We start from the raw sequence: 26552 nt of genomic DNA, 5'->3' as shown, positions 1-26552 counted from the left end.
GTGGGTCAGTCTTCTTCGATCACAGGGTTGGTGAGGGTGCCGATGCCATCGACGGTCACGTCCACGGCATCGCCGGGGAAGAGCCAGCGCGCGGGGTCGTGACCGTCGGCGACGCCGCCGGGCGTGCCGGTGGCGATGACGTCGCCGGGGGAGAGCGTCGTCCACTCGGAGCAGTAGGAGATCAGCTCGGCGACACCGAACACGAGCTGATCGAGCCTCGAGTCCTGCACGATCTCGCCGTTGACGGCGGTGGTTATGCGCTGGGCGCCGACGGGGCCGAACTCGTCGGCGGTGACGATCACCGGCCCGAGGCCCCCGCTGCGGGGGAAGTTCTTTCCGGGCGTGAACTGGTGCGTGTGACGCTGGTAGTCGCGGAGGGACCCGTCGTTCATGATCGTGTACCCGAGCACGTGGTCGAGCGCTTCGCCGACCGGGATGTGGCGTCCTCCGCGACCGATGACGACGGCGAATTCGCCTTCGTAGTCGAAGCTCGTGCTGTTGCGGGGCGCGACGAGAGCGTCGCCGTCGCCGACGAGGCTGTCGTTGAAGCGCGTGAACACGACGGGCTTGGCAGGCCAAGGCCGGTTCATCTCCCTGATGTGGTCCGCGTAGTTGAGGCCGATGCAGATGATCTTGCCGGCGTCCGTGACAGGGGGCAGAAGCTGCACGTCTCCGCGGCGGATGGTCGTGCCGGGTGCCGCGAGTACCTGCTCGAGGTCGCCGTCACGGAGCACGGCGCCGAGCGTGCGGCGCTGCGCGGAGTCTCCCAGGTCACGGATCTCTTCGTCGACGAGCACGCCCCACGAGGGGGTTCCTGAGTACGTGAACGACACGAGTCGCATGTCCGGTCTCCTTCGGTCGGCTGTGGGACACTTCACCGCACCGTGGACGAACGGGCAACCGTTCGTTAATCTTGCCTCGCTGTGAGAGACGACAACCCCTATCACGTCGGCGCGCTCGATCTGGGCCTGCGGGTGATCGCCATGCTCTCTTCCCGCGACAGCGTGAGCATCGGCGACGTCGTGCGCGCGGCAGGCGTCAGCCGCGCCACCGCCCACCGATGCCTCCGCACGCTCGAAGCGCGCGGCTTCGTGACCCTCTCGTCGACCGGCCGGGGCTACTTCGTCGGCTCGCAGCTGCTCGGTATCGCCACCGACGCGATTCTCGATCCACTCATGCGGCCCCGTCACCGGGCGGTGCTCGCCGACCTGCGGGAGCGCACGGGGGAGTCGGTGCACACGGCGGTCCTTCTCGGCGCACGGGTGCTCGTCGTCGACGGTCGTCGCTCCATCCACGACGACGACATCGGCGTGCGCGTCGGAATGACGGCGTGGGCGCACGCGCTCGCCGCCGGCAAGCTGCTGCTGGCCGCCTACAACGACGAGCAGGTCGCGGCTCTCCTGCCGCCCGACCCGCTGCCGCAGCCGGGCGCGTCGACGATCCGCACCGCATCCGACCTGCGGACCGCGCTCGAGGAGACGCGGCGGCGGGGGTGGGCCCGCGCCTTGCAGGAGTCGGAGCCGGGGGTGTGCTCGCTCGCCGTGCCGCTCGACGGCAGCCACTGGCGCGACCGCGTGGCGCTCGTGGTGTCGGTGCCGGCGACCCGCGGATCGATGGCCCGGATCGACGAACTCGCCGCCGCAGCGCGGACGGTCGTCGCGGTGCATGCGCGTCGCGGCTCCGTGCGTCCGTGGCGACTGGATCGCGGCCGCCCCCGCGGGCTTGTGCCGGGAGGCATATCTCGGCAAGATTAAAAGCGAACGCACGTTCGTTAATCGCAGTGAGGTCGATGATGCCCAAACACCAGAACCCGCCGCGGCTGTTCGAGTCGATCCGCCTGCGCGGACTGGACATCCCGCACCGCCTCTGGGTCGCAGCCATGTGCCAGTACTCTGCGGTCGACGGGCTGCCACAGGCGTGGCACCTTGCCCACCTGGGCTCGTTCGCCATCGGGCGCGCGGGGCTCATCGTCACCGAGGCGACCGCCGTCTCTCCCGAGGGACGCATCACCCCCGACGACGCCGGCATCTGGACCGACGAACAGGCCGACGGGTGGGCGGAGATCGTCGACTTCGTGCATTCGCAGGGCGTGCCGATCGCGATGCAGATCGCGCACGCGGGTCGCAAGGCGTCGACCAAGCCGCCGTACCTCGGCCGCGGTCACCACGACATCGCCGACGGGGGATGGGAGACCGTCGGTCCCAGTCCTCGCGCCTTCGGCGAGCTGCCGCCGCCTCGCGCGCTCACGGGCAACGAGGTGCGCGGCGTCGTGCAGGACTTCGCGGATGCCGCGCGGCGTGCCGTCGCAGCTGGCTTCGACGCCATCGAGATCCACGGCGCTCACGGCTACCTGCAGCATCAGTTCCTTTCCGCCCTGTCGAACGATCGTGCCGACGAGTACGGCGGCGACGCGGACGGCCGGGCTCGCTTCACGCGCGAGACGGTGGACGCCGTGCGCGGCGTCATTCCCGACGGCATGCCTCTTTTCATCCGCCTCTCGGCGACCGACTGGTTCGAGGGCGGCTGGACGGTGGACGACACGATCGCGCTCGTTCCCCAGCTCGTGGAACTCGGCGTCGACTTCGTCTCGGTGTCGTCGGCGGGCAACGACCATCGGCAGGAGATCCCGGTCGGTCCCGGCTACCAGCTGCCCCTAGCGAGGGCAGTGCGCGAGGCTACCGGGGTGCCGGTCGGTGCAGCAGGGCTCATCACTGAGCCGCGGCAGGCGGAGACGGCGCTCGTCGACGGTGCGGCAGACGTCGTCTTCGTGGCACGACAGTTCCTGCGCGAACCGGGCTTCGCGTTGCGCGCGGCCGCGGACCTCGGGGGCGTGCTGGAGTGGCCGCGTCAGTATCGGATGGCGCGCTTCGAGGGAAGCATCCCCTGATGCGCAGGTGCCTCTATATTCATGAACGTGCGATCGCTCTCGTCTAAGGCGCAGTGCAAGGAGATCACCTGCACGATGGCCGACGACGGTGACCACGGAGGGGGAACGGATCGATGACCGGAGTGACGTTGAGCGGACAGCAGACCGCGGCGGCCATCCGACGGGAGGCGGCGGCGAGCTTCTTCGCCCACGGCTACGAGGCCACGAGCCTTCGCCAGGTTGCGGCCGCGGTGGGGATCAAGGTCGGCAGTCTCTACAACCACATCACGAGCAAGGAGGATCTCCTGCTCTCCGTGATGGGCGGGACGATGGACGACCTGACGGAGCTGATGGAGGCCGCGCTCGCGGAGAAGACCGATCCGATCGACCGGCTCCTCGCATTCGTCGAATGCCACATCCGCTTTCATGCGGAGCGAGCGCAGGAGGTCTTCATCGGCAACAGCGAACTGCGGTCGCTGCCTCCGGAAGCGCGCGCGGAGATCACGGAGAAGCGTCGCAAGTACCGCGCCGTGCTGGAGGACCTCATCATCGAGGTGCAGAAGACGGTCGGCGGTCAGGCGCTCAGCGCCCGCTTGCACGCGTTCAGCATCGTCGCGATCGGCACGCACGTGTCCGGCTGGTACCGAGCCGACGGCGGGTTCTCGCTGGACGTGATCATCGACACGAACACCAAGATCATCCTTCGCGGGCTCGGCGTGACCGACGCCGATGAGCGCGTCGACGCGCACCTCGCCCTCGCGAACTGAGGCGTCCCCGTCGCGTCTTGCGATCCGGCGGGGATGCATTACACTCGCTAATAGACAAACGCTCGTACGTTTGTTTCACGACATGGAGAAGCAAAGATGCGAACCATCGGAGAGTGGACGCGGCTCGGCGCGGCCCGGCATCCCGCTCGTGACGCGTTCGTCGGTGTCGACGGACGCGTGACGTTCGGCGAAGCGGCCGAACGCGCTTGGGCACTCGCCCGGGGGCTCAGAGAAGCAGGCGTCGGCACCGGCGACACGGTCGGCGTGCTCGGTGGCAACACCGTGTTCAACGCCGAAGTGTTCCTAGGCGTCGCGATCTCCGGCGGCGTCTACACCGCTTACAACTGGCGATGGGCGGCCGAAGAGCTCGCCGATGGCATCCGCGAGAGCGGCACCGCGCTCCTCATCGCCGAAGACCGCTTCCGCCCGCTGCTCACCGAGGCGCTGGCGCTGCTCGAGGCCCACCCCGAGACCATCGTCCTCCCCCGGGTCGTGGAGCAGGGCGAGGTGGAGCACCTGCGGACCGTCGTCGGCCACTACGCCGACGACGTCGCACCCCACGACGCCCTGTGCCTGATCTACACCGGCGGCAGCACGGGTACGTCGAAGGCGGTCGTCCTCTCGCACAGCGCGGCGACGGCCAACGCGATCAACGAGTACCTCGACCTCGGCATCGGCGCCCACCCGGAAGAGCGCGGCCTGCTCGTGACGCCGCTGTTCCACTCGGCGGGGCTGCTCACCTGGCTGGTCACGCATTTCATCGCGGGCAAGACCACCGTGCTCGTGGACAAGTTCAGCGAAGACGACTTCGTCGAGTGGGTGGGACGCGAACGCGCGACCAACAGCTTCATGATCCCCAACATGATGCGGCGCCTCATGCAGGCGGGCGCCTTCTCGGTGCCCGAGGTGCAGCGCCACTTCAAGGCCCTCCACACCGGCGCCGGCCTGCTGCGGATGCCGAACAAGCGCGAATTCATCGAGACGATGCCCGAGGCGAAGCTCTACTTCCGCTATGGCCTGAGCGAGGCGGGCCCCATGGTCACGCGTTTGCGCCACGAGGACATGCTCGACTCGGCGGTGGACGGGTCGATCGGCCAGGAGTACACCTTCGTCGAATCGAAGCTCCTGAGCCTCGACGGGGACGGTCGCGAGGTCGGGCCGGGCGAACTGGGCGAGATCTGCGTCGCGGGCCCCAGCATCATGACCGGCTATCACGGTCGGCCGGAAGCGACCGCCGAGACCATCGTCGACGGCTGGCTGCATACGGGCGACCTCGCGACCCGCGACGAACGCGGCTACTACTTCTTCAAAGACCGCCTGAAGGAGATGATCAAGTCCGGCGGAGAGAACGTGTACTGCGTCGAGATCGAGCAGGTGCTCTACCTGCACCCCGCCGTGCTCGAAGCCGCTGTCGTAGGCGTCGACAACGAGGAATGGGGCGAGGAGGTCCGCGCCGTCGTCTCGTTCCGCGACGGCCAGCATGCCGACGCCGCCGCCCTCGCCGACCACGTGCGCGAACATCTCGCCGGCTACAAGGTCCCTAAGCAGTTCGCGTTCCTCGACGCGGCTGACCTGCCCCGTTCCGGGGCCGGAAAGCTCGTCAAAGCGCGCCTGAAGCAGCAGCTCGGCTGGGGCTGACCCACCACCGAATCGAGGAAGTACTCACATGTTCGACAAGATCCTGGTCGCCAACCGCGGTGAGATCGCGGCGCGGGTGATGCGCACAGCACGCGCGCAAGGCATCGCGACCGTCGCGGTGCACTCCGAAGCCGATGCCGGCGCGTTCCACGTCCGCGTCGCCGACGAGGCGGTCGACCTCGGTCCGGGACCCGCGAGCGAGAACTACCTCAACATCGGGAAGATCGTCGAGGCCGCCCGAGCAACGGGTGCGCAGGCGGTCCATCCCGGCTATGGCTTCCTCGCCGAGAACGCCGGCTTCGCACAGGCTGTGACCGATGCGGGCCTCGTCTTCATCGGGCCATCGGCGTCCGCGATCACAGCGATGGGCGAGAAGGTGTCGGCCCGTGCCGTGGCTGTGGCGGCCGACGTGCCGCTGGCGCCCGGATCCGACGGCCCTGTGGAAACGGCCGACGAGGTCATCGCGTTCGGCGACCGCCACGGCTACCCCGTGCTGGTGAAGGCGTCCTACGGCGGCGGCGGTCGCGGCATGCGCGAAATCAAATCGGCCGACCAGGCGCACGAGGGGTTCGCCGCCGCTGTACGCGAGGCGACCGCCGCTTTCGGCAACGGACAGGTGTACTGCGAGCGGTACCTCGTCAACGCTCGCCACGTCGAGGTGCAGGTGTTCGGCGACAGCCACGGCAACGCCGTATACCTCGGCGACCGCGACTGCTCGGTGCAGCGACGCCACCAGAAGCTCATCGAGGAGGCGCCGGCCCCGGGACTCAGCGACGACCTCCGGCGCCGCATGGGGGAATCGGCGGTGCGCCTCGCGCGCAAGGTGGGCTACGTCGGCGCCGGCACGGTTGAGTACCTCGTTGAGGGCGACGACTTCTACTTCCTCGAGATGAATACCCGCATTCAAGTGGAGCACCCCGTCACCGAGCAGGTGACCGGTCTCGACCTCGTGGCGCTCCAGCTCACGGTGGCGGCGGGCGAGCCGCTCGGCATCCGCCAGGACGACGTGATGATCACCGGCGCGGCGATCGAGGCGCGCATCAATGCCGAGGACAGTTCCGGTGGGCGGTTCCTGCCGTCGCCCGGCCCGATCGAGGCCCTCACTGCTCCGGAAGGCGAAGGCTTGCGCTGGGACGCCGGCTACGAGTCGGGCGACGAGGTGCTGCCCCTCTACGACAGCCTCGTAGGAAAGCTCATCGCCACCGCGCCCACCCGCGAAGCGGCGATCGACCGGCTTCGGGCGGGCCTCTCCGCGCTGCGCGTGGACGGCATCTCGACCACCGCCCCCGCCGCGAACCACATCCTCGGCGCCGATGCGTTCCGCGCGATGGAGATCAACACCCTCTGGCTGGAGTCGTCGGTGGAGTTCCCCGAGTTCGATGAGGAGGCCGACAACGAGGGCGGGCGCTACGAGGTCGAGGTCGGCGGCCGCTGGTACCGCATCCCGTTCTTCCCCGAGGGTGTCATCGGCGTTGCGGGCGCTGCAGCGGCGCCGACCGCTCCCGGCGGGCCGAACGGCCGGTCGGCAGGCGCGAAGCGTTCGGGTGGTCGCTCCAAGAAGAAGGTCGGCGACGGCACCGTCAAAGCGCCCATGCAGGGCACCATCGTGAAGGTCAACGTGGCAGCCGGCGACGAGGTCACCTCCGGCACCGTGCTCTTCGTGCTCGAGGCCATGAAGATGGAGAACCCCATCCAGGCCACGCAAGACGGCATCATCGCCGCCGTACACGCCGAGGTCGGCCAATCCACGCCGTCGGGCACGCTCCTCGCGCATTTCGAGAAGGTCGGCGCGTGACATGCGCGCGCTCCGCTCTGTGCTGTTCGTCCCCGGCCACAAGGCTGACTGGATCGGCAAGGCACTGGCATCTTCCGCCGACGCGATCATCATCGACCTCGAAGACGCCGTGCCCGAGGCCGAGAAGGCGGCGGCCCGGCAGAACGCGCGCGACGCGATCCTCGCCTACGAGGGCGACACCCGCATCCTCGTGCGGATCAACGGGCTCGACACGCCCCATTTCGGCGAGGACGCGCTCGCTGTCGCCGTGCCCGGCCTGGCGGGCTTCCTGCTGCCGATGCTCCGCAGCCGTTACGACGTCGTCGCCTACGACTCGGTGATCGCCGCGGGCGAGCTGCGCAACGGCGTTCCACGCGGCACGATCGAGGTCGTCCCGTCGTTCGAGACGGCAGAGTCGATCGCGCGGGTCGACGAGATCGTCGCCGGCCCCCGCGTGGGCGGCGTCATGGCCGCGGCGGCGAAGGATGCCGACGTGGCGCGCTCCGTCGGCTTCCGGTGGACGGCGGAAGGCCTGGAGACCCTGTACCTGCGCAGCCGCATCGTCGTGTCGGCGCGGGCGTCGGGCCTGGAGATGATCGTGCTCGGCCTGTGGCAGGACGTCCGCGACCTCGACGGGCTCCGCGCCTTCGCCCGCGACAACGCGGGTCTCGGCTTCACCGGCCAGGTGCTCATCCACCCCACCCATGCCGCCGTCGTCAACGACGAGTACGGGCTTTCGGACGAGCGCGCCGCGTACTATCAGCGCCTCGTCGCCGCGTTCGAGGAGGGCGTCCGCGCCGGCCATGGCGCTGTCAGCTTCGAGGGCGAGCACATCGACCTCGCCCACGCCAAGAACGCTCGCGCCCTGCTGGAGCGCGCCGGACGTCCGGTCGCTCAGGCCGACTGAATCAGGAGAACCCCCATGTCCATGTACCACGAGGACTTCGTCGTCGGCGAGGTCATCCGTCACGCCGTCACCCGCACGGTCACCGAGACCGACAACCTGCTCTTCACGACGCTCACGATGAACGTGCAGCCCCTGCACCTCGACAGCGAGTTCGCCGCGGCCAGCATGTACGGTCAGCGCATCGTCAACAGCGTGTTCACGCTCGGCGTGACCGTCGGCATCCCGGTGCAGGAGACGACCCTGGGCACGACCCTCGGCAATCTCGGGTTCCGCGAGATCCAGTTCCCGAAGCCCGTCTTCATCGGCGACACCCTGCGCGTGGAGACGGAGGCGCTCGACACCCGTGTGTCGGCATCGCGTCCCACGACCGGCATCGTGGGGATCGAGCACCGCGCCTACAACCAGCGCGACGAGCTCGTGTGCGTCGTTCGGCGCACCGCGCTCATGATGCGCCGCGGCCAGCCGGTGCCCACGGCCTGACGGCCGGCGCGGGCCCCACGAGAACCACGAGCGGGAGAACGACATGCGAGAGTACACGCCCCTTCCCTTCGACCAGAGCGAAGATCAGGCAGACCTCCGATCGATGGTGCGCAGCATCGTCGACCAGATCGCGACGCCCCAGCGGCTGAGCGACTTCGACGAACGCGAGGCCTTCGATGCGGAGCTCTATGCGGGCCTCGCCGAGAGCGGCCTGGTGCAGCTCGAAGCGGACGTCGATGGCACGCCCGCCTCGCACGAAAGCCAGACCATCGTGCTGGAAGAGCTCGGGGCGACCGCCACCTCGATCGGGGTCTCCTTCGTCGTGCAGTACATGGCGGTCACCCTCCTCTGCCAGCACGGCACCCCGGCGCAGCGGGAGCAGTTCCTCGCACCACTGTTCGAGGGTGCCCACCGCGCCGCGTTCGCACTCACAGAGCCGGGCGGCGGCACGGACGTCGCCCGTGCGATGAAGACACGTGCGACGTGTCGTCCCGAGGGCGGCTGGGTGCTCAACGGTGCCAAGGTCTGGATCTCGGGCGCCACAGACTGCGGCTTCTTCGTCGTGCTCGCCCGCACGGCACCGATCGAGAAGTCGGCCGTCGGCGGCATCACAATGTTCCTCGTGCCCGCAGACACGCCCGGCATCACCGTGAACGAGATGGACACAGTCGCCATCCACGGCCTTTCGACGTGTGAGGTGGGCTTCGCCGACGTCGTGCTCGACGATGACGCCGTGCTCGGCGACGTCGACCGCGGCTTCCGTCAGGTGATCGCCACCCTCAACGGCGAGCGTCTCAACGCGGCCGCCGTCGCTCTCGGAATCGCACGCGGCGCGCACCACGCGTCGCTGGACTATGTGCGCAGTCGCGAGGCATTCGGCCGCGCGATCGGCGGCTTCCAGATCCTGCAGCACCGCCTCGTCGACGAGGCCGTCAAGATCGAAGCCGCCCGCGGGCTGCTGCAGCGTGCCGCGCGTGAGGCCGACGGCGGGGCGGCTGCGGAGACCCTCTCGGCGATGGCGAAGCTCGCCGCGTCGGATGCCGCGACCACGGCGACCGAGAACGGGATGCGCGCCATGGGCGGTTCAGGGCTCAGCCGCGAGTACCCGATGCAGCGGTACTGGCGTGACGCGCGTCTGTACACGTTCGCGCCGCTCACCGACGAGATGATGCACAACTTCATCGGGGAGCACCACCTGGCGCTGCCCCGCTCGTACTGACCGACAGCGCCCGCCGGCCCGGAAGCGGATCCGGCACGACCCCCGCGCAGAAGGAGAAGGTTCGATGACGAACGCCCCTACCCCCCGGACCATCCTGATCACGGGAGCGGCCGGCGGCATGTGTCGCGGCGTCAACGCGCGACTCGCCGCTGCCGGTCACACGGTGCTCTGCGCCGACCTTTCCCGCGACGCCGCCGAGCAGGCCGCCGACGCCGTGCGCGCCGACGGCGGGCGGGCCGAGGCGTTCACCGTCGACGTCTCCGACCCGGCGTCCATTGCGGACCTCACTGCCGAGGTGCACGACCGCGCGGGGGAGATCGACGTGCTCGTCAACGCCGCCGGCATCCTCGACCGCAAGTACCTCGCCGACCACGACGAGCACTCCTTCCAGCGCACGCTCGACATCAATCTCACGGGGCCGTTCCGGATGATCCAGGCGTTCTCGCCGGAGCTCATCCGCCGCGGGTGGGGGCGCATCATCAACATCTCGTCGATCGCAGGGGTCACGGGCTACCCGTATCCGAGCTACTCGGCGTCGAAGGCTGGTCTGTCCAACCTCACGCGGTCGCTCGTGATCGACTTCTGGGGCACGGGTGTCACCGTCAACTCGATCTGCCCCGGCGTCGTCGACACTCCGATGGTCATCCAGGAGGTGCGGGACCAGGTGCCGCGCAAGGTTCCCACGGAACAGATCGTCGACCCCGCCGAGATCGGAGGGCTGGCGCTGTTCCTGATGAGCGACGACGCCCGCAACATCAACGGCGCCGACATGCTGATCGATGGTGGCGCGACCCGCTACTTCCAACTGTTCGACCGCCCGTGACGTCGCCGTCCGTGCGGCGCCCTGACGCCGGCACGGTCGTGGCGTTCATCCTCACGGGCATCGTGTGGGGAGCGGGCTTCCTGTTCATCCGCCTGGCAGTGGCCGGCATGAGCCCGGTGCAGTTCGTGCTGCTTCGCACGGCGCTCGCCGCGGTCGTGCTCATGGGCGCGATGGCGGTCATGCGGCGGTCGTGGCCGCGTGGCGTCGTCGCGTGGAGCCGGATCGCGACCCTCGGGACCGTCGGGTGCGCCATCCCGTTCCTCTTCTATGCATCGGCGGGCCAGCGGATCCCGAGCGGCCTGTCGAGCATCTACAACGCCGCCGTGCCGGTCGCGACAGCGCTCGTCACGATCGTCGCGACGCGGCAGGAGCGTCTCGGTGCCCGCAAGCTGCTCGCGATCGGGCTGGGAGCGGTCGGAATCCTCATCGTCATGGCGCCGTGGCAGCTCGACTCGTCGGTGTTCGACCTGTGGGGGCAGCTCGCCTGCGTTGCAGCAGTGCTGGGCCTCGGTTTCGCGTTCTCCTACACGCGCAAGGCGATCACGCCGCTCGGGCTCGACCCGATCGGCATCGCGATGGGCCAGATGCTCGTGTGCGCGATCCTGCTCGTGGTGGTGCTGCCGTTCACGGGGCCGCCCGAGATCCGATGGGACGCCTCGGTGATCACGGCGTTGGTCCTGAGCGGCATCCTCGCGACCGGCATCGCGTACATCTGGAATTTCCGCGTGATCGACCGCTGGGGCGCCGCCTCGGCGTCGATGGTGACGTACCTGACGACCCTCGTCGGCGTCAGCCTCGGCATCCTCGTGCTGCACGAGCCGATCTCGCTCAACCAGGTGCTGGGAGCAGCCGTCGTGCTCGTGGGGGTCGCGGTCGGGGTGAGCTCACCGCGACGACCGCGACTCCCCTAGGGGCCCCTCGGCTCAGCTCTCGAGCCAGCCCGCGTCGGGGGCGACGACGTCGTAGGGGGGCTGCGACGGAGGAGGGCCGACGAGCGGGTCGATGCGCGTGCGCGTGAGGCGCGAGAACACGATGCGCCATTCGCCGTCGCGCATCGCGTACTCCTCCTCGTAGGTTCCCCAGCCGCGGATGCCGTGCATGCCGGGGATCGCGATGCCCTTGTAGACGCGGCTGTCCGGCTCCCATGTGAGGTAGTCGTGCATGCGCCAGACGCCCCGGATGGCGCCGTCGGGAGTGAGGGCGAAGCGCGGCAGGTAGCCGAAATGCTGGCTGCGCACGTCGGCGAGGAACGAGGAGACGGTCGCGATGAAGTCCTCGCGGCCGTCGGCGTCGAATGCGAAGCCCTCGAAGCGGGCGTCGTCGGCGAAGATCCCCGTCATCTCCGGCCAGCGCTTGGCGTCGAGGTACTCGAAGTAGCGGGACTTGAGGTCGCTGACGGCCAGGACGTCGGCAGGGTCGGGCAAGGGGCGGGTCATGTGTCTTTCTCCTTCGCGGGGGTGCGTGGAAAGGGCCGGCGACCTGTCGGCGCCGGCCCTTCCGGGGGGGATCTGAACGGTGGGGCTCAGGTCAGTAGGTCTTCACGACCTCGAACGTGCCGTCGGTGACCTTCAGGACGGCCAGACCGCCCAGCGACGTCGAGCCGTGGAACTCCGGCGTGAAGGTGTAGATCGCGTTGACGCCGACGACCTCTGCGGTGTTGCTCTCGAGCGAGACGCGGATCGCGTCACGGGTGGCCTGCACGTCGCTCGGATCGTGGTCGGCGGCCTTCAGGATCGCGTTCTCGAGAAGGATCGCTCCGTCCCAGCCGTTGCCCGCGTACTGCCCGGCGACCTCCGTGTACTCGGCCTCGAACTCGTCGACCAGACGGTTGGTGGTCGTGTACTGGGCGCTGCTCTCCTCAAGGGAGGACGGCGCGAGGACGACGGAGCCCTGCAGGTAGGTGCCCTCGGCCGATGAGCCCGCGTTCTCGATGTATGCCGCGGAGCCTGCACCGGGTGAGTTGAACAACGCGGGGGCGAAGCTGATCGACTGCGCGCTCTTCGCGACCACGGCGTTCGCGGGGTTCACCGCCCACACGAGCACGGCGTCAGGGCTGCCTTCACCGAGCTTTCCGAGCTGGGCCGTGACATCGGTCGTGGTGGCGTCGAACGCCTCTTTGCCGGTGACCTCGATGCCGTACTCGGCCGCGACGTCATCGATGCGCTTCGCCGGGTCCTGGCCGTAGCCGTCGTTAGTGTGGAGGAGGCCGACCTTGGTCCAGCCTTCCGCCTTGGCGAACTCGAGCTGCGCCTTCAGCGATTCGTTCGTGCCGCTGTACTGCTTGAAGATGTGGGTCGAGTTCTCCGCAGGCTCGACGATGCTGCTCGACGAGGCGAGCGCGATCGTCGGCGTCATGAGGTCCTTCGAGAACGTCTGCAGTGCGATCGACTCGCCGCTCGATGAGGGGCCGAGGATGGCATGGACGTTCTCCTCGATCGCGAGCTTGCGGAACTGGTTCACCGCGGTGCCCTCGTTGCTGCCGCTGTCGAGGACGACGAGCTCCACCGGGTGTCCATCGATGCCGCCGTTGGCGTTGACATCCTTGAAGTAGAGCTCGATCGCCTTCTGCTCCGGGTCACCGAGGGCGGCGTAGCTGCCGGTCAGGCCGACGAGCACACCGACCTTGTAGGGGGTGGCGTCCCCGCCTTCGTTGCCGTTGTCACCGGAAGGCGTGTCGCCGCCTGCGCACGCCGACAGTGTGAGGGCGACAGCGATGGCGCCGGCGGCGAGGGCGGCGCGCCCGGCGCGACGACCGCGGGGGGAGAGATAACGCATGTGAATGCCTTTCCTGGTGGTGAGTTCTTCATTGAACGTCACTGTCGAGGGGTCGCCCGCGAGGAGGGAATCCTGCGTTGACGAAGATCGACGAGGCGTCTAACCTGATTTAAGCGAACGGTCGTTTGTATGTCAATATCGACTTGCGAACGAGAACGACCTCGTGAACAGACACCGAATCAAGGAGGCTTCAGGTGGATGTGCTGATGCAACTGCTCCTCACGGCCCTTGCCACGGGCGCGCTCTACGGCGCCATCGGCATCGGCTACGTGATCGTGCACCGACTGAACGGCATGGTGAACTTCGCCATGGGCGACATCGCCGTCGCCGGCGCGTTCGGAGCCGTCGTGGCCTCCGCGGTACTCCCAGCGCTGCCGGCGATCATCGTCGGCGCGATCGTGGGAGGCCTCGTGAGCGTGATCATGTATCACCTCACGATCCACCCCCTCCGCAACCAGAGCCTCATGGTTCAGACGATCGTGACCCTCGGTGTCGGCATCGCGATCCGCTCGCTGCTGCAGCTGATCTTCGGCACCGGCCCCAAGCAATTCGCCCCGATCACCGACGGCTCCGCCGTCACGATCCTGGGAGGGTCCATCCCGCAGCAGTCGGTGTGGCTCATCGCGATCGCCGTCGTCGGCTACCTCGGCCTCGCCCTCTTCTTCGATCGGACGATCGCCGGGAAGGCGCTGAGCGCCTTCTCGGTCAACTCCTACGCCGCCGGAATCGTCGGCATCAGCCTGACCGGAATGGCGACGATCGCCTTCCTCCTGTCTGGAGCGATCGCCGGCGGCGTGCTCGCCGCCCAGGTGCCCACGTCCTTCATCACCGCCGGCGCCGGCGTCGCGCTGGGGCTCAAGGGCTTCATCGCCGCGATCCTGGGCGGGTTCGACAAGCTCGGGCTGACGCTCGTCGGCGGTTTCCTCGTCGCCTTCGTCGAAGTTGCCTTCGCTCGCTACGTCGATGCCGCACAGGCCTCCACGGTGGTCTTCGCGCTGCTGATCGTCCTCCTCATCGTCCGACCGCAGGGCCTCACCCGAAAGGTGGCTGCCGACCGTGTCTGAATCGACCCCCCGCATCCGGCCCGTGCTCACCTGGAAGCACGCCGCCGCCGCCGTCGTCTGGATCGTGGTCGTCGTGGTGTTCGCCTCGACCACCAACGGCTACTACGCCGGCCTCGGCGCCTCGGTCGGCATCCTCGCCCTCCTCGGTCTCGGCATGGTGCTCGTCACCGGCTATGCCGGACAGTTCTCGCTCGCCGTCGGCGCGTTCTACGGCATCGGCGCCTACGGTTCCACGCTCCTGACCGTCGAGTTCGGCTGGTACGGCCTGCTCGCCCTCGTCGTGGCGGCCCTCGTCGCGGCGACCATCGGCTTCCTTCTGGCCCGGCCGCTCTTCCGGCTCCGGGGGCACTTCCTCGCCATGGCGACCCTCGCGCTCACCGAAGTGTTCTACCTTTTGGTCAACAACTCCGAGGATGTAGGCGGCTCGACGGGCATGGGCGGTATCCGCCCGCTCGACCTGTTCGGCTTCGCCTTCACCACGAGCCAGAGCCACATGATCCTCAACTGGGTGATCGTCGGTGTCGTGCTGTGGGGCGCTCTGATGCTGCGCAACGGCCGCGAAGGCCGTGCGCTCCTCGCCATCCGCGGCCACGAGGCCGCCGCCGCGGCCGCCGGCATTAACATCGCCTCGTCGAAAGCGCGCATCTTCACGGCGTCCGCGGTCATCTCCGCCGTCGGCGGGTCGCTGTACGCCCACCAGGTGATGTACGTGAACCCGCCGCCGTTCGGTCTGGCTACCGCCATCGACGTCCTCATGATCGCTGTGCTCGGCGGCATGCGGAGCCCCTGGGGCGCGATCGTCGGCGCCATCGTGCTCGAGGCGCTGCAGCTGCTCATCGAGGCAGTCCTTCCGGGCATCCTCGGCAGCGCCGCGGTCGGCGCCGGCCAGCAGCTGGTCGTGGGCCTCCTGCTCGTCGTCATCCTCGTCGTCCGCCCGGACGGCGTCGTCGGCGCGATCACGTCGCTGTTCCGCACGATCAGCAGCCGCCGCAGGGGCGACGGCCCGGCGTCGGCGCCCGAGCCCGAGGCGGTGGTCTCGTCGACCGACATGGCCGCACTCCGCCGCGCGGAGGTGAGCGAACCGGCTCGCGTGTTCGGCGACACCGTCCTCACGGCGCGCGACCTCGTCAAGCGCTTCGGGGGCGTCAAGGCCGTCAACAAGGTGACGCTCGACATCCGCGCCGGCGAAGTGCTCGCCGTCATCGGCCCCAACGGCGCCGGCAAGTCGACGCTCGTCAATCTGCTGTCGGGCAACCTGACGCCGACGTCCGGGAGCGTGCGTCTCGGCGAGACGGACACGACGAACCTGCGTGCCTACCAGGTGGCACGGCACGGGCTGGCTCGCACGTTCCAGACGCCGTGTCTGTTCGAGGGCATGGACGTCGAAGCCACGGTCAAGGTGGGGGCGCACCTCCGCGGCTCCGTCGGCATGCTGCGCTCCTCCATTCCCTCGATCGGCTCGGTCGCGGAGGAGCGGCGTCTTGCTGAGGAGACCACGGCGGTGCTCGAGCGCCTCGGGCTCGCGCACCTCGCGCATCGCGACGCGAAGGCGCTCTCGCTCGGGCAGCAGAAGCAGGTCGAGATCGCCCGCGCCCTGGTCTCGCGGCCGCGCGTCCTGCTGCTCGACGAGCCTTGTGCTGGTCTCAACAAGCAGGAGAAGGCGTCGCTCATGCGTCTGCTGCGCGACCTCGGCCGAGAAGGACTCGCGGTGCTCGTCATCGAACACGACATGGAGTTCGTCATGGCCAGCGCCGACCGCGTGCACGTGCTCAACTTCGGCGCCACGCTCCGCGTCGGTTCGCCCGAGCAGGTGCAGGGTGACCAAGCCGTCATCGACGCCTACCTCGGCGTCTCGCACGAGAACGAGCCCACCACGACGACCAATGTGACGGTCGCCCCGAACAAGCGGAGGAAGCGATGACCGACGCACTCACCGTCTCGAATGTGAGCTTCGCCTACGGGCGGGCCCAAGTGCTCCGCGACGTGTCGTTCCGCGTCGGCGAGGGCGAGATCGCGACGATCATCGGACCGAACGGTGCCGGAAAGTCGACACTGCTCAACGTGATCGCTCGCAGCCACAAGCTCCGCAAGGGCACGGTATCGGTTAGCGGAGTCGACACGAGCGGCATGCGCCAGGCCTCCGTCGTGAAGGCGGGCTGTGTGCTCGTGCCCGAGGGTCGTCAGGTCTTCTCGACGCTGTCGGTGGCCGACAACCTGCAGCTGGGTGGCTACACCCACCGCAAGGAGCACAAGCGCCTCGTCGAAGAGGTCTACGGGTATTTCCCGCGCCTTTTCGAGCGCCGGGATCAGCTGGCAGGCACGCTGTCGGGCGGTGAGCAGCAGATGCTCGCGGTCGGTCGCGCGTACATGAGCGAGCCGAGCGTCATGCTCCTCGACGAGCCGAGTCTCGGCCTGTCGCCGCAGATGACGGCGCAGGTCATGGCGGTGCTCGGCAAGCTCCGCCGAGACCGGGGGCTGACGATCGTGCTCGTCGAGCAGAATGCGCGCGCGGCCCTGGAGCTCGCCGATCGCGGCTATCTGCTGAACGGCGGCGAGTTCCTGCTCGAAGGCGCGGCGGATGAACTGCGCGACGACCCGATGATCCGTCACATCTATCTCGGCGGCGCCGCATCAAGCGAGCCCATCGCCCCCTCGGTCGATGCTGCGCTCGAGAGGGAGCTCTCGGACGAGACATGACGCTCTCAGCGCAATTCGTCGCCACAAATGGGGTGCAGGCTGAGGCGTGGTCGCGGCGGGCGCTCCCGCCCGTCGACCGCGTGCGCGACGGTGTCTGGGCCGTTCCCGTGCCGCTCGACCTCCCCATTCGCTTCACCTACGCGTACCTGATCGATTCCCCCGGCGGGCCTTTGCTGATCGATCCCGGTGTCGCGGGGCCGACGGCGCAGGCGGCGTTGGAGAAGGGCTTCGCCGAGGCGGGACTGGACCTGCGCGGATTGCAGGGCATCGTCGTCACGCACTACCACTTCGACCATTGGGAGGGCGCCGACGAGCTCGCGGCCCGCACGGGCGCGTGGATCGCGATCGGCGAGCACGAACAGGGCTGGGTCGACGGGCTGCGCGACGAGGAGCTGACTCCGGAGGCCGCGGCCGCACGGTTCCGGGCGCACGGCGCCCCCGAGGCGCATGCCGTCGCCTTCGCGGGCGTGGAGGACTACCGCTTCACACGCGACCGCGCCGCGCCGGCACATCGCCTGCGCGATGGGGAGATACTGCCCGTCTCGGGGGAGCGGCTGCGGGTGCTGTGGACGCCCGGACACAGCCCGGGGCACATCTGCCTGTACGACGAACGCCGCGAGCTGCTGTTCAGCGGAGACCACGTGCTTCCGCGCATCACCCCGCACGTCGCGCTCAACCCGTTCGGTGGAGACGACCCGCTCGGCCAGTACCTCGATTCGCTCGAGGCGCTGCTCCCGTACGCCCACGCGGAGGTGCTCCCCGCGCACGAGTACCGGTTCCGGGGCCTGCGAGCTCGGATCGGCCAGCTGAAGGCGGGCATCGCCGACCGGCTCGACGAAGTTGCGGCCGCCACCGCCGCCGACCCCGATGCCTCGGCGTGGGACGTCGCACGTCGGCTGACGTGGTCGCGCCCGTTCGAGTCGTTCGAGACGCCGTCGCAGCGGATGGCGCTCGTAGAGTCGGCCGCGCACCTCGCTCACCTGCGCGCGCGCGCCTGACGTCACCGCACGAAAGAGGCCGACGACCGTGGTCGCCGGCCCCAGTCGCGGTCGTGGTCAGTCGCGTATGCGTGATTCCCAGGTGCGGACGCCGCGCCAGGCGAGCGGCAGCAGCGACGCGGCGATGAGCCATTTGACGGCGCCGCCTACGAGGAACGGTGCGACGCCGACGGTCCACAGCGTGACGGGGTCGTGAGCGAGGCCGAGACGGGCGAGCATGAAGCCGAGGTAGGGCACGCCGATGAGGAACGGGATGACACTCGCGCCCAGGAATCCCGCGAGCGCGAGCAGCGGACGGCGGTCCCAGGTGCGCTCGGCGAGCCACCCGATGAAGGCGACCGCCGGGATGAATCCGAGGATGAAGCCGAACGACGGGGCCAGGAGGTACGCGGGTCCGCTCGCCCCGCCCGCGAACACGGGCGCGCCCGCGAGGCCGACGAGCATGTAGGCGGTCATGCTGACCACGGCGCGGCGGGCTCCGAGGGTCGCGCCGACCAGCAGCACCGCAAGGGTCTGCCCGGAGATCGGCACGGGCCACATCGGTATCTCGACGCGGGCGAGCAGCGCAACCAGCGCAACACCGGCGGTGACGAGAGCGATGTCGCTCACGAGGCTGCGGGTGACGATCCGGTCGGCGAGCGTCGTGGCGGTCGGGTTCAGGGCGATCATGCGTCGACCCGATCAGGACGACGGCGGACGAGGAACGACGAGCGGAAGGTCATCACCGTCTCGCCGCGCTGATTGAGGGTCGTGTAGGCCAGGGTCCACACGCCGTTGCCGGGCTTCGACGTGGGGCGGGCTTCGACGACGTTCGCGCGCACCGTGATGGAGTCGCCGATGAGCACGGGCTTGGTGGCGCGCACCTCGTCGAGGCCGAGCCAGGCGACGACGTTGCGCGTGTAGCCGGTTTGCGTGAGAAGGCCGAGCGAAAGCGAGAGGGTGAGCGGGCCGTGACCGATGCGCGCACCGAACGGCGTGTTCTCGGCGTAGTCGGCGTTGATGTGAAACTCGACGATGTCGCCCGTGAGCCCCGCCCAGTTGACGAGGTGAGCCTCGGTGACGGTGATCCCGGTCGTATGGATCTCGTCGCCTGCGGCCAGGTCCTCCCAGTGGTGGTCCGGCGCGCCCTTGATCGAGGCGGCGTCCTCCGCAGCGACAGGGACGGATGGATGCGGCTCTGTCATGAGGTCATTCTCCTTCTTGGCCGGTCATGGGTCTCGTCGAGAAGCCCACTTTCTTCTTCGATCAAACTAGCGTACGCTCGTTCGTAGAACAACCCTCGATCATGGAGGTCAAAGATGACGAACCTCGCAACTGCGGGTACCGAGGAGACCACGCCCGTCGCCGACAAGACGGTGCACGACACGCTTGCTGAGGTCACCGCGGCCGCGCGGCTGGGCGGTTCGCAGAAGAACCGCGACAAGATCACCGCATCCGGCAAGATGCTCGTGCGCGACCGCCTGGCGTATCTGTTCGACGACGGCACGTACGTCGAAGATGGCCTTCTCGCCCGGTTCTCGGAAGGCATGCCCGGCGACGCCGTGGTCTGCGCCTACGGCGACATCGACGGGCGTCAGGTGTGCGTCATCGCCAACGACTACAGCGTCAAGGCTGGCACGTGGGGCTACCGCACATTTGAGAAGATCACCTTCGCGCAGGACACCGCGACGGCGGCTGGCATCCCGATCGTCTACCTCTTCGACTCAGCCGGGGCCCGCATCGACGAGCAGCTCGACAGCTTCGCTGGGCGTCACGCCTGGGGCAACATCTTCTACAACCAGGTCCAGATATCGGGTCGCGTGCCTCAGGTGTGCGCTCTGTTCGGGCCTTCGCCCGCCGGCTCCGCGTACGTTCCCGCCCTGTGCGACCTGACGATCATGGTTCGTGGGCACGCCACCGCCTACCTCGGTTCGCCCCGCCTGGCCGAGATGGTCACCGGCGAACAGGTCACGCTCGAGGAGATGGGTGGAGCGGAGATGCACTGCACCGTCTCGGGCCTCGGCGACGTGCTCGTCGAAGACGACATCGAAGCGCTCAACGCCATCCGCGTGTGGCTCAGCTTCCTCCCCGCCAACTGGGAGACCGCCGCCCCCGTCGCCCCCGCCGTCGAGCCGCGCGAAGGCCGTCGGCTCAGCGAGATCGTGCCGCTGCGCGAGGCGGAGGTGTTCGACATGGAGGAGTTCGTCGAGTCGCTCGTCGACGAGGGCAGCTGGTTCCCCTACAAGGAGCTGTTCGCGCCCGAGATGCTCACCGGGTTCGCCCGCATCAACGGGCAGCCTGTCGGCCTCGTCGCGAACCAGCCCAAGCACATGGGCGGCACGATCTTCCCCGACTCCTCCGATAAGGCCGCGCGCTTCATCTGGATCTGCAACGCTTACAACATCCCGATCCTGTTCCTGGTCGACATCGCGGGCTACATGATCGGCTCGGCCGTGGAGCGCCAGGGCATCATCCGCCACGGCGCCAAGATGATCTTCGCCGTCTCGGAGTGCCGCGTGCCGCGCATCACGGTGCTCGTCCGCAAAGCCTACGGCGGCGGCTACCTCGCGATGTCGGGGGCCCCCATGCACCCCGACGCGATCATCGCGCTGCCGACGGCGCGTCCTGCGCTGATGGGACCGGATGCGGCGGTCAATGGCGTCTACTACAACCAGATCCATGCGATCGAAGATCCGGACGAGCGCGCCGCGTTCGTCGCGCAGAAGCAGGCAGAGTACGCAGAGGGCATCGACGTGTTCAAGATCGCCGATGCCAACGCGGTGGAGGCTGTGGTGGCCACCGACGACCTTCGTGACGAGCTGACCGGTCGCCTGCGTCTGTACAAGAAGCGCGACGCGGTGCCGGTCAGCCGGCGTCAGGCGGTGACCCCGGTATGACCGTGAAGGTCGTGGTCGTCGTGCGCCGTGCGGAGGGTCTCTCCCGGGACGAGTTCATCCAGCGGTGGATCGATGAGCACCCCGCGTTCGTCCGGCGTCTGCCCGGGGTGCGAGGGTACCGGCAGAGCCTGGCCATCCAACATCGCAGGGCCTGGCCGTTCGACGGCATGGCGGAGATCGAGTTCGACTCCGTCGGTTCGGTCGCCCGCGCGTTCGATTCGGATGAGGCGAAGGCGCTCTTCGCTCACGAGAACCACTTCATCGGCAGTCTGGACTGGTTCATCTCGCACGAGGCCATCGTCGTCCCGCTCGAGGAAGCCGAAGGGGATCCCGCATGGCGGTCAAGCGCATCACCTATCTGACCCGTCGCGCGGACCTCGACGCCGTCGGGTTCGCGCGCCACTGGTCGACAACCCACGCCGATATCGCTCGACGTCTCCCTCGGGTGGTGGCGTACCGTCAGAACCACATCATCTGGGCGCCGACCGCCCCACGCCTGCTCGACGTCGACGGGATCGTCGAGTTGTGGTTCGAGGACGAGCAGGCTGCCGATGCGGGCTTCGGCTCGGACATCGCGGATCTGCTGATCGCGGATGAGACGCGCTTTCTCGATGGGCTCGTCGGCTCGGCCGTCGATGCGGAAGGGCCCGAGCCCGCGCACGAGGGCAAGCTCTGGATCCTGCTGCCCGAGACCGATCGCCAGAGCATCGTGGACCTCACCGAGGCGCTGGGCCGTCGGCACTGTGCAGCGGTGGCGTACGCAAACATCCATGCTCCGGCGGCGCGGGTGCTCTCGCGGTTAGGGCTGACCAGACAAGCGCTCCCCGCGGCGGCGATCGCGTTGGGCTTCCTTTCTCGGGAGGCGGCGCGAAGCGCGGTGGAGGCTGAGACGCGAGCGCCCTCGGCGGGACTCGAGAGCGCCCAGTTCCTCGTCGCCGACGTGGTGTCGGTCATCTGAAGCGGTCGCGGTGTCATCCAGAAGGGAAGTTCAGATGTCCTCAGAGGGTGAGCAGAAGGACGACATCTTCACCGCGCTCAGCCACCCGGTGCGCCGGGAGATCCTCGTTCTGCTCCGCGAGCGTGGGGCGCTTCCCGTCTGTGTGATCGCGGCCGAGGTGCAGCGCGATCGCTATGCGACGGCGCGACACCTCGGGACCCTCGAATCGGCCGGGCTGATCGTTTCGCAACGTCGAGGGCGGAGCCGGATCCTCGCTCTGCAGCCGCGGCCGTTCCTGGCCGTCGAGGACTGGGTGATCGGGTTCACCGATCTCCTCTTTCCCGCCGCCGACTCCGCCTGAGTCTTCTTCTCGGAACTGGGCTGCGGGTCGGGCCCGGCACAGCACGGCGGAGGGTCCGCCCGGCCGGCGTGGGGGAGGATGGATGCCATGCCCTCCGATGCCGCCGCAGACCTCGTCTCGCACGCCCGCAGCACACGTGTCGTCGTCATCGGCGGCGGCATCGCCGGCCTGGTCGCGGCGCTCGAATGCGCCAAGGTCGGGATGCCGGTGACCCTTCTCGAGGCGAGCGGCCGACTCGGCGGGCTCGCCTCGTCGGCCGAGCTCGACGGCCGCATCGTCGACACCGTCGCCGACGGGTTCCGCGCGGCACCCGGAGCGCTCGCCGACCTGGTCGACGAGCTCGGGCTGGCCGGCGACGTCGTGGCGGCCCGCCCCGCGGACACCTGGGTGGCGGGGCCGCACGGGGTCGCGCCGCTGCCGCGGGACTCGATCTTCGGCATCCCGGCCAACCCGTTCGACGACCGCACGCGGCGGATCATCGGATGGCCCGGCGCATGGCGGGCCTATCTCGACCGGCTGCGGCCGCCGCTGACGATCGGCAAGACGCAGAGCCTCGCCGCGCTGGTCGGCGCCCGCCTGGGCGCCCGCGTCGTCGATCGGATGGTCGCGCCGCTCACGTACGGGATCCACGGGGTCGCCCCGGAGGTCGTGGATGTCGACAGCGCCGTGCGGGGCCTCAACACCGCCCTCACCCGCACCGGGTCGCTCACGGGTGCGGTCGCGCAGCAGCTCCCGGATGCCGAGGCTCCGCCGTCCCGGGCGACCCTCCGCGGCGGGATGTCGACGCTCGTCACCGCGCTGGTCGCCAAGCTCGCAGATCTCGACGTCGACGTGCGCACGAACGCGCCGGCGCGCGCACTGACCCGGGTCGGCGACGGGTGGTCGGTCTCGGTCGACGTGGACGACGTCGCGCCGGCGGACGGGACGGGCGGCGCGGAGCCGCAACCGGGCGAGATCGCGGCGCGCGCCGTCATCGTCGCCACCCCCGAGGTGCCGGCGCGTCGGCTGCTCGCCCCCCATCTCGGCGGTCTGGACGGCGCGCCGTTCTCGCCTCCCGACGTGGACGTCGTGACGCTGGTGCTCGACACGCCCGCCCTCGACGCCCATCCCCGCGGCCACGCGGTCTACGCCGCACCCGGCGAGGCGCCCGCGCTCGCCGTGGTCCACGCCACCGCGACCTGGCCGCACGATCCGGCGGAGCCGCACATCGTCCGCGTGACGCTGCCCGCCTCACGAGAGGCGGATGCCGCCGTCACCGCGAGCGCGATCGCCGCGGCATCCACGCTGCTGGGCGTGGACCTGGGGACCCCGCTCGCCGCCTACCGCTGCCGGGTGCCGCGCGCCCTGCCCGCATCCGCCCTGATGCCCGCTCGCGACGACGCCAGGACCGCGGTCCGCCGCACGTCGTCCCTGGGTGTCGTCGGCGCCTGGATCGGCGGCAACGGGCTGGTCCGGGTCGTGTCCGATGCGGCCGCCGAGTCCGAACGCGTCCGATCAGCCCTGCTGTGGGGACGAGGCGCCGAGGATGCCCTCGACTGAGGCCGCTGTCAAGGGCGGATGCCGCAAACGGCATGTAGCGATACCCTGAGTGCTCGGCACCACATCGCTTTCAACGTGAGGAAACGCCATGAAGGGCAAGATCGGAATCGTCGTCGGGCTCACCGCAGGCTACGTGCTCGGAGCACGCGCCGGCCGGCAGCGCTACGAGCAGATCAAGGACGCGTACCTCAAGGTCTACAACACCCCCACCGTGCAGAAGCAGGTCGGGAAGGTCAGCGACCTCGGGAAGTCCGCCGCGTTCTCGGTCCCCGGCGTGCTGTGGGACAGCGCCGTGAAGGTGACGCGCGCAGCCACCACCAAGGGCACACCCGGTGAGAAGCTCGACGCAGCGCTCGACGCGTCGAAGGACGCGGCTGACGACGTGAAGGACGCCGCCGAGTCGACCGCCGACGCCGTCAAGGGCAAGAACTCGGGTGGCACCAACGGTGGCTCCAACGGCGGCACCAGCGGTGGCTCCAACGGCGGCACCAAGAAGCCTGCGGCACCCGCCTCATGAGCACGCCGCGCGGCTTCCGCGATCGGCGTGACGACAGCCTCTTCTCGCTGATCGGCGACCTGCCGGAGCTGGTCCGCAACCTCATCACCGCGGAGATCAACGCGGCGAAGAAGTGGGCGGCCCGCACCGGCAAGGACGCGGGCATGGTCGGACTGTGGTTCGTGCTCGCGCTGTTCGTCCTGTTCTGGACGATCCCCGCGATCGGGGCGTTCACCATCATCGGGCTGTCGTCGTGGATCGCGCCCTGGCTGGCGGCGCTCATCCTCGTGGTCCTCGGACTCGTGATCGTCGCGGTCCTCGCCCTCCTGGGCCTGGCGCGCGTCAAGAAGATGAGCAGCCGCGAGACCCCCGCGTCGGCGCTGTCGACCGACGCCCGCATCGTCAAGGAAGTCGCTGATGAGTTCTGAGCTGTTGCCCCGCACCGCCGTTCCGCTCGGGATCACCGATCCCGTCGAGCGCGCCCGCGCCGAGCTCAAGGCGGCGCTGAACGCCATCGAGGAGAAGGCGAACGTCCCCAAGCGTGCGGCGAAGGCCACCGAGCGTGCGAAGGTGTCGGCGCGTCGTTTCGCGGACCGCAACCCCACCGGTGCGGCCCTCGCCGCCGTCGGTGTCGCGGTAACCGTCGGAGCCGTCGTCTGGGGCGTCGTCCGGCTGTACACGCGCTGACCGGGGTCCGCAGGGCGGGTCCGCGCGGACGCCGACCGCGGCTGCCGGGCGGCGGAATCCGCTCTCGCCGACCTGGCGGGGTATGCTCGTCCTCAACACAGGCAGCGGCAATGATGCGTATGCTGCCGGCGGTGCGGACCCGAACGCGCGACGGCGCGCCCGGGGCCCGCGAGTGCCGGTCGTCTCGCACTGGGGTGGCCGGCCGCCTAACGAGAGTCGAACCATGAACACATCAGCTGCGGGTTCCGCGCCCAAACCTCTCCGGGGGTGGCGTGTGCTGGTTCCGCGTGGTGGCCCATGGGGCGACAGCGTGGCAGCCGCGCTGCGGACGCAGGGTGCCACGCCCGTCATCGCCCCGCTCATCAACTTCGCCCCCTCGGAGGACGCTGCCACGCTGGAGTCGGCGCTGCGCGACCTCGCGGACGGCGCTTTCGACTGGGTCACGCTGACCAGCTCCACCACCGTGGACGTGCTGCACGCCTACCGGGCCGTGATCCCAGCCTCGACGCGCATCGCCGCCGTCGGCGAGACGACCGCCGCGGCCATGGCCGCGGTGGGCTACCGCGTCGACCTCGTCCCCGATGAAGACAACTCCGCCGCCGGCATGGCGGCCCAGCTGATCGCGCTCGAGCCCGAGCCGATCCGCGTCCTCACGCTGCGGAGCGCACTCGCCAAGCCGGTCCTCACCCGCCTGCTGACCGAGGCGGGGCACGACGTCCGCAGCGTCGTCGCCTACCGCACGGTCGGCGTGCCGGTCACCGACAAGGTGGCCGCCGACGTCCGCTCCGGCCGCATCAACGCGATCCTCGTCACGAGTGGCTCGGTCGCCGAGCAGGTGCACGAGCAGCTTCCGGACATCCCCGACGACACCGTCATCGCCGCGATCGGCCCCCGCACCGCGAAGGATGCCCGCCGGGCCGGCCTCGGGGTCAGCGTCGTCGCGAAGGAGCAGACGGTGACCGGACTGATCGCGGCCGTGTCGAACTTCCCACTGCCGCACGCCGCCGACGAGTTCGCCCCCTCGACCGGGGCCATCCAGCGGCTGCAGGGCTGACCGATGCGTCGAGATCGGATCGTTGTGGCGGCGGCATCCGATCGCGGCCGGGCATTTGGCAGACTGATCTCATGGTGACGCTGCTCCTGGATTCGACGCGGCTGGAAGTCGCGCTCTCGGTCACCGAGCGGGCGCTGTCGTTCCGGAAGGCGCCGGTGCGCGTGGAGCGCGCGGACATCCGCAAGGTGCAGCTCGTCGACGATCCGTGGTCGTGGCTGCGCGGCGTCCCGAACCCCGGGACCGTCGTGCCCCGCACCGTCGCGATGGGCCTTTGGCGCTCCGCGAACGGCGACGACTTCGTCCTGGTGCGCCGGCGGCGCCCGTCCGTCGTCATCGACCTGGACGGCGACGAGGAGTTCGCCCGGCTGATCATCACGACGCGGCACGGTCTCGCGCTCGTCCAGGCGCTCCGCCTGGAGGGCGAGGACGAGCCGATCGACGTCGTCGAACTGGCCACCAGTGAGATCCCGGTGATCGAGCGAGAGCCTCGGCCCGAGCGCGCGACGCGCACGCCGCGCGTCGGCGCGACGAAACCCGCGCAGGCCTGAGCCCGCTCGCCGCCCGATGAGCGGCATCCGCGCCGACGCCGCGCCG

General features: G+C 69.3%; 29 protein-coding genes. 24 read left to right on the top strand and 5 right to left on the bottom strand.

Translation table 11 applies throughout. The annotated features are described in order from the left end of the window. Positions 1 to 5: 5 nt before the first annotated feature. Positions 6 to 842, bottom strand: a complete 837-nt coding sequence (locus AB3M83_RS00330) for a fumarylacetoacetate hydrolase family protein (RefSeq protein ID WP_412944352.1) — start codon at positions 840 to 842, stop codon at positions 6 to 8. Between the two features lie 81 nt (positions 843 to 923). On the opposite strand from AB3M83_RS00330, the gene AB3M83_RS00325 reads away from it, so the two are divergent. The 10 genes from AB3M83_RS00325 to AB3M83_RS00280 all read left to right on the top strand — a co-directional run bounded on the left by AB3M83_RS00325 (position 924) and on the right by AB3M83_RS00280 (position 11385). Further along, entirely contained in the window at positions 924 to 1754 is an 831-nt protein-coding gene (locus AB3M83_RS00325; protein ID WP_412944351.1) for an IclR family transcriptional regulator, read from the top strand. A 38-nt stretch (positions 1755 to 1792) separates the two neighbouring features. Further along, positions 1793 to 2887: an NADH:flavin oxidoreductase/NADH oxidase gene (locus tag AB3M83_RS00320; RefSeq protein ID WP_412944350.1), complete on the top strand. Its 1095-nt coding sequence runs from the start codon at positions 1793 to 1795 to the stop codon at positions 2885 to 2887. Between the two features lie 113 nt (positions 2888 to 3000). Continuing rightward, a complete protein-coding gene (locus tag AB3M83_RS00315) occupies positions 3001 to 3633 on the top strand; it encodes a TetR/AcrR family transcriptional regulator (RefSeq protein WP_412944349.1) in 633 nt (210 codons plus the stop codon). A 96-nt stretch (positions 3634 to 3729) separates the two neighbouring features. Then, positions 3730 to 5271 carry a class I adenylate-forming enzyme family protein gene (locus tag AB3M83_RS00310; RefSeq protein WP_412944348.1) on the top strand — a complete coding sequence of 514 codons (1542 nt, stop codon included), beginning with the start codon at positions 3730 to 3732 and terminating at the stop codon, positions 5269 to 5271. 28 nt (positions 5272 to 5299) lie between these two features. After that, positions 5300 to 7066 carry an acetyl/propionyl/methylcrotonyl-CoA carboxylase subunit alpha gene (locus tag AB3M83_RS00305; RefSeq protein ID WP_412944347.1) on the top strand — a complete coding sequence of 589 codons (1767 nt, stop codon included), beginning with the start codon at positions 5300 to 5302 and terminating at the stop codon, positions 7064 to 7066. 1 nt (position 7067) lies between these two features. Further along, positions 7068 to 7952: an HpcH/HpaI aldolase/citrate lyase family protein gene (locus AB3M83_RS00300; protein ID WP_412944346.1), complete on the top strand. Its 885-nt coding sequence runs from the start codon at positions 7068 to 7070 to the stop codon at positions 7950 to 7952. A 15-nt stretch (positions 7953 to 7967) separates the two neighbouring features. Next, entirely contained in the window at positions 7968 to 8432 is a 465-nt protein-coding gene (locus tag AB3M83_RS00295; protein WP_412944345.1) for a MaoC family dehydratase, read from the top strand. Between the two features lie 43 nt (positions 8433 to 8475). Beyond that, positions 8476 to 9651, top strand: coding sequence for an acyl-CoA dehydrogenase family protein (locus AB3M83_RS00290; protein ID WP_412944344.1), 1176 nt, complete (start codon positions 8476 to 8478; stop codon positions 9649 to 9651). 64 nt (positions 9652 to 9715) lie between these two features. Next, on the top strand, positions 9716 to 10474 hold the full coding sequence (locus AB3M83_RS00285) for an SDR family NAD(P)-dependent oxidoreductase (protein ID WP_412944343.1): 759 nt from the start codon (positions 9716 to 9718) through the stop codon (positions 10472 to 10474). A gap of 11 nt (positions 10475 to 10485) precedes the next feature. Beyond that, positions 10486 to 11385 carry a DMT family transporter gene (locus AB3M83_RS00280; protein ID WP_412944342.1) on the top strand — a complete coding sequence of 300 codons (900 nt, stop codon included), beginning with the start codon at positions 10486 to 10488 and terminating at the stop codon, positions 11383 to 11385. Positions 11386 to 11397: 12 nt separating this feature from the next. Here the strand turns inward: AB3M83_RS00280 and AB3M83_RS00275 are convergent, their stop codons facing one another. Together AB3M83_RS00275 and AB3M83_RS00270 are read right to left on the bottom strand one after the other, a co-directional pair. Continuing rightward, positions 11398 to 11910 (bottom strand): nuclear transport factor 2 family protein, encoded by a 513-nt coding sequence (locus AB3M83_RS00275; protein ID WP_412944341.1) that lies wholly within the window; start codon positions 11908 to 11910, stop codon positions 11398 to 11400. A 91-nt stretch (positions 11911 to 12001) separates the two neighbouring features. Then, the gene (locus tag AB3M83_RS00270; protein ID WP_412944340.1) at positions 12002 to 13249 is read right to left on the bottom strand and encodes an ABC transporter substrate-binding protein; all 1248 of its coding nucleotides are present in this window, start codon (positions 13247 to 13249) and stop codon (positions 12002 to 12004) included. Between the two features lie 206 nt (positions 13250 to 13455). On the opposite strand from AB3M83_RS00270, the gene AB3M83_RS00265 reads away from it, so the two are divergent. The 4 genes from AB3M83_RS00265 to AB3M83_RS00250 are packed head-to-tail and all read left to right on the top strand — an operon-like array spanning position 13456 to position 18008. Then, complete coding sequence (locus tag AB3M83_RS00265; RefSeq protein WP_412944339.1) at positions 13456 to 14313, top strand: branched-chain amino acid ABC transporter permease; 858 nt, start codon at positions 13456 to 13458, stop codon at positions 14311 to 14313. After that, the gene (locus AB3M83_RS00260) at positions 14306 to 16234 is read left to right on the top strand and encodes a branched-chain amino acid ABC transporter ATP-binding protein/permease (protein WP_412944338.1); all 1929 of its coding nucleotides are present in this window, start codon (positions 14306 to 14308) and stop codon (positions 16232 to 16234) included. The genes AB3M83_RS00265 and AB3M83_RS00260 overlap by 8 nt, the downstream gene beginning before the upstream one ends. Then, a complete protein-coding gene (locus AB3M83_RS00255; RefSeq protein ID WP_412944337.1) occupies positions 16231 to 17010 on the top strand; it encodes an ABC transporter ATP-binding protein in 780 nt (259 codons plus the stop codon). The genes AB3M83_RS00260 and AB3M83_RS00255 overlap by 4 nt, the downstream gene beginning before the upstream one ends. Then, positions 17007 to 18008 carry an MBL fold metallo-hydrolase gene (locus tag AB3M83_RS00250; protein ID WP_412944336.1) on the top strand — a complete coding sequence of 334 codons (1002 nt, stop codon included), beginning with the start codon at positions 17007 to 17009 and terminating at the stop codon, positions 18006 to 18008. The genes AB3M83_RS00255 and AB3M83_RS00250 overlap by 4 nt, the downstream gene beginning before the upstream one ends. Positions 18009 to 18065: 57 nt before the next feature. On the opposite strand, the gene AB3M83_RS00245 is transcribed toward AB3M83_RS00250, so the two are convergent. Together AB3M83_RS00245 and AB3M83_RS00240 are read right to left on the bottom strand one after the other, a co-directional pair. Next, complete coding sequence (locus tag AB3M83_RS00245; RefSeq protein WP_412944335.1) at positions 18066 to 18677, bottom strand: biotin transporter BioY; 612 nt, start codon at positions 18675 to 18677, stop codon at positions 18066 to 18068. After that, positions 18674 to 19192 (bottom strand): MaoC/PaaZ C-terminal domain-containing protein, encoded by a 519-nt coding sequence (locus AB3M83_RS00240; protein ID WP_412944334.1) that lies wholly within the window; start codon positions 19190 to 19192, stop codon positions 18674 to 18676. Before AB3M83_RS00240 ends, AB3M83_RS00245 begins: the two co-directional genes overlap by 4 nt. Before the next feature lie 114 nt (positions 19193 to 19306). Between AB3M83_RS00240 and AB3M83_RS00235 the strand changes: the two genes are divergently transcribed. The 10 genes from AB3M83_RS00235 to AB3M83_RS00190 all read left to right on the top strand — a co-directional run bounded on the left by AB3M83_RS00235 (position 19307) and on the right by AB3M83_RS00190 (position 26506). Further along, positions 19307 to 20884, top strand: a complete 1578-nt coding sequence (locus AB3M83_RS00235; protein WP_412944333.1) for an acyl-CoA carboxylase subunit beta — start codon at positions 19307 to 19309, stop codon at positions 20882 to 20884. After that, positions 20881 to 21246 (top strand): EthD family reductase, encoded by a 366-nt coding sequence (locus AB3M83_RS00230; RefSeq protein WP_412944332.1) that lies wholly within the window; start codon positions 20881 to 20883, stop codon positions 21244 to 21246. Before AB3M83_RS00235 ends, AB3M83_RS00230 begins: the two co-directional genes overlap by 4 nt. Then, positions 21219 to 21842, top strand: a complete 624-nt coding sequence (locus tag AB3M83_RS00225; RefSeq protein ID WP_412944331.1) for an EthD family reductase — start codon at positions 21219 to 21221, stop codon at positions 21840 to 21842. The genes AB3M83_RS00230 and AB3M83_RS00225 overlap by 28 nt, the downstream gene beginning before the upstream one ends. Before the next feature lie 34 nt (positions 21843 to 21876). Then, a complete protein-coding gene (locus AB3M83_RS00220) occupies positions 21877 to 22182 on the top strand; it encodes an ArsR/SmtB family transcription factor (RefSeq protein WP_412944330.1) in 306 nt (101 codons plus the stop codon). Between the two features lie 87 nt (positions 22183 to 22269). After that, positions 22270 to 23721, top strand: a complete 1452-nt coding sequence (locus AB3M83_RS00215) for a protoporphyrinogen/coproporphyrinogen oxidase (RefSeq protein WP_412944329.1) — start codon at positions 22270 to 22272, stop codon at positions 23719 to 23721. Positions 23722 to 23809: 88 nt separating this feature from the next. Beyond that, positions 23810 to 24238 carry a hypothetical protein gene (locus AB3M83_RS00210; RefSeq protein WP_412944328.1) on the top strand — a complete coding sequence of 143 codons (429 nt, stop codon included), beginning with the start codon at positions 23810 to 23812 and terminating at the stop codon, positions 24236 to 24238. Beyond that, on the top strand, positions 24235 to 24645 hold the full coding sequence (locus tag AB3M83_RS00205) for a phage holin family protein (protein ID WP_412944327.1): 411 nt from the start codon (positions 24235 to 24237) through the stop codon (positions 24643 to 24645). Before AB3M83_RS00210 ends, AB3M83_RS00205 begins: the two co-directional genes overlap by 4 nt. Next, positions 24635 to 24904, top strand: a complete 270-nt coding sequence (locus AB3M83_RS00200) for a hypothetical protein (protein ID WP_412944326.1) — start codon at positions 24635 to 24637, stop codon at positions 24902 to 24904. The genes AB3M83_RS00205 and AB3M83_RS00200 overlap by 11 nt, the downstream gene beginning before the upstream one ends. Positions 24905 to 25127: 223 nt before the next feature. After that, the gene (locus AB3M83_RS00195) at positions 25128 to 25958 is read left to right on the top strand and encodes a uroporphyrinogen-III synthase (protein WP_412944325.1); all 831 of its coding nucleotides are present in this window, start codon (positions 25128 to 25130) and stop codon (positions 25956 to 25958) included. Positions 25959 to 26029: 71 nt separating this feature from the next. Further along, a complete protein-coding gene (locus AB3M83_RS00190) occupies positions 26030 to 26506 on the top strand; it encodes a hypothetical protein (protein ID WP_412944324.1) in 477 nt (158 codons plus the stop codon). Positions 26507 to 26552 lie beyond the last annotated feature (46 nt).

It is taken from the genome of Microbacterium pasadenense, from assembly GCF_047246565.1.
Classification (GTDB): Bacteria; Actinomycetota; Actinomycetes; order Actinomycetales; family Microbacteriaceae; genus Microbacterium.
Note: the sequence above shows the minus strand (reverse complement) of the source record. Positions and strands in the feature narration are given on the sequence as shown.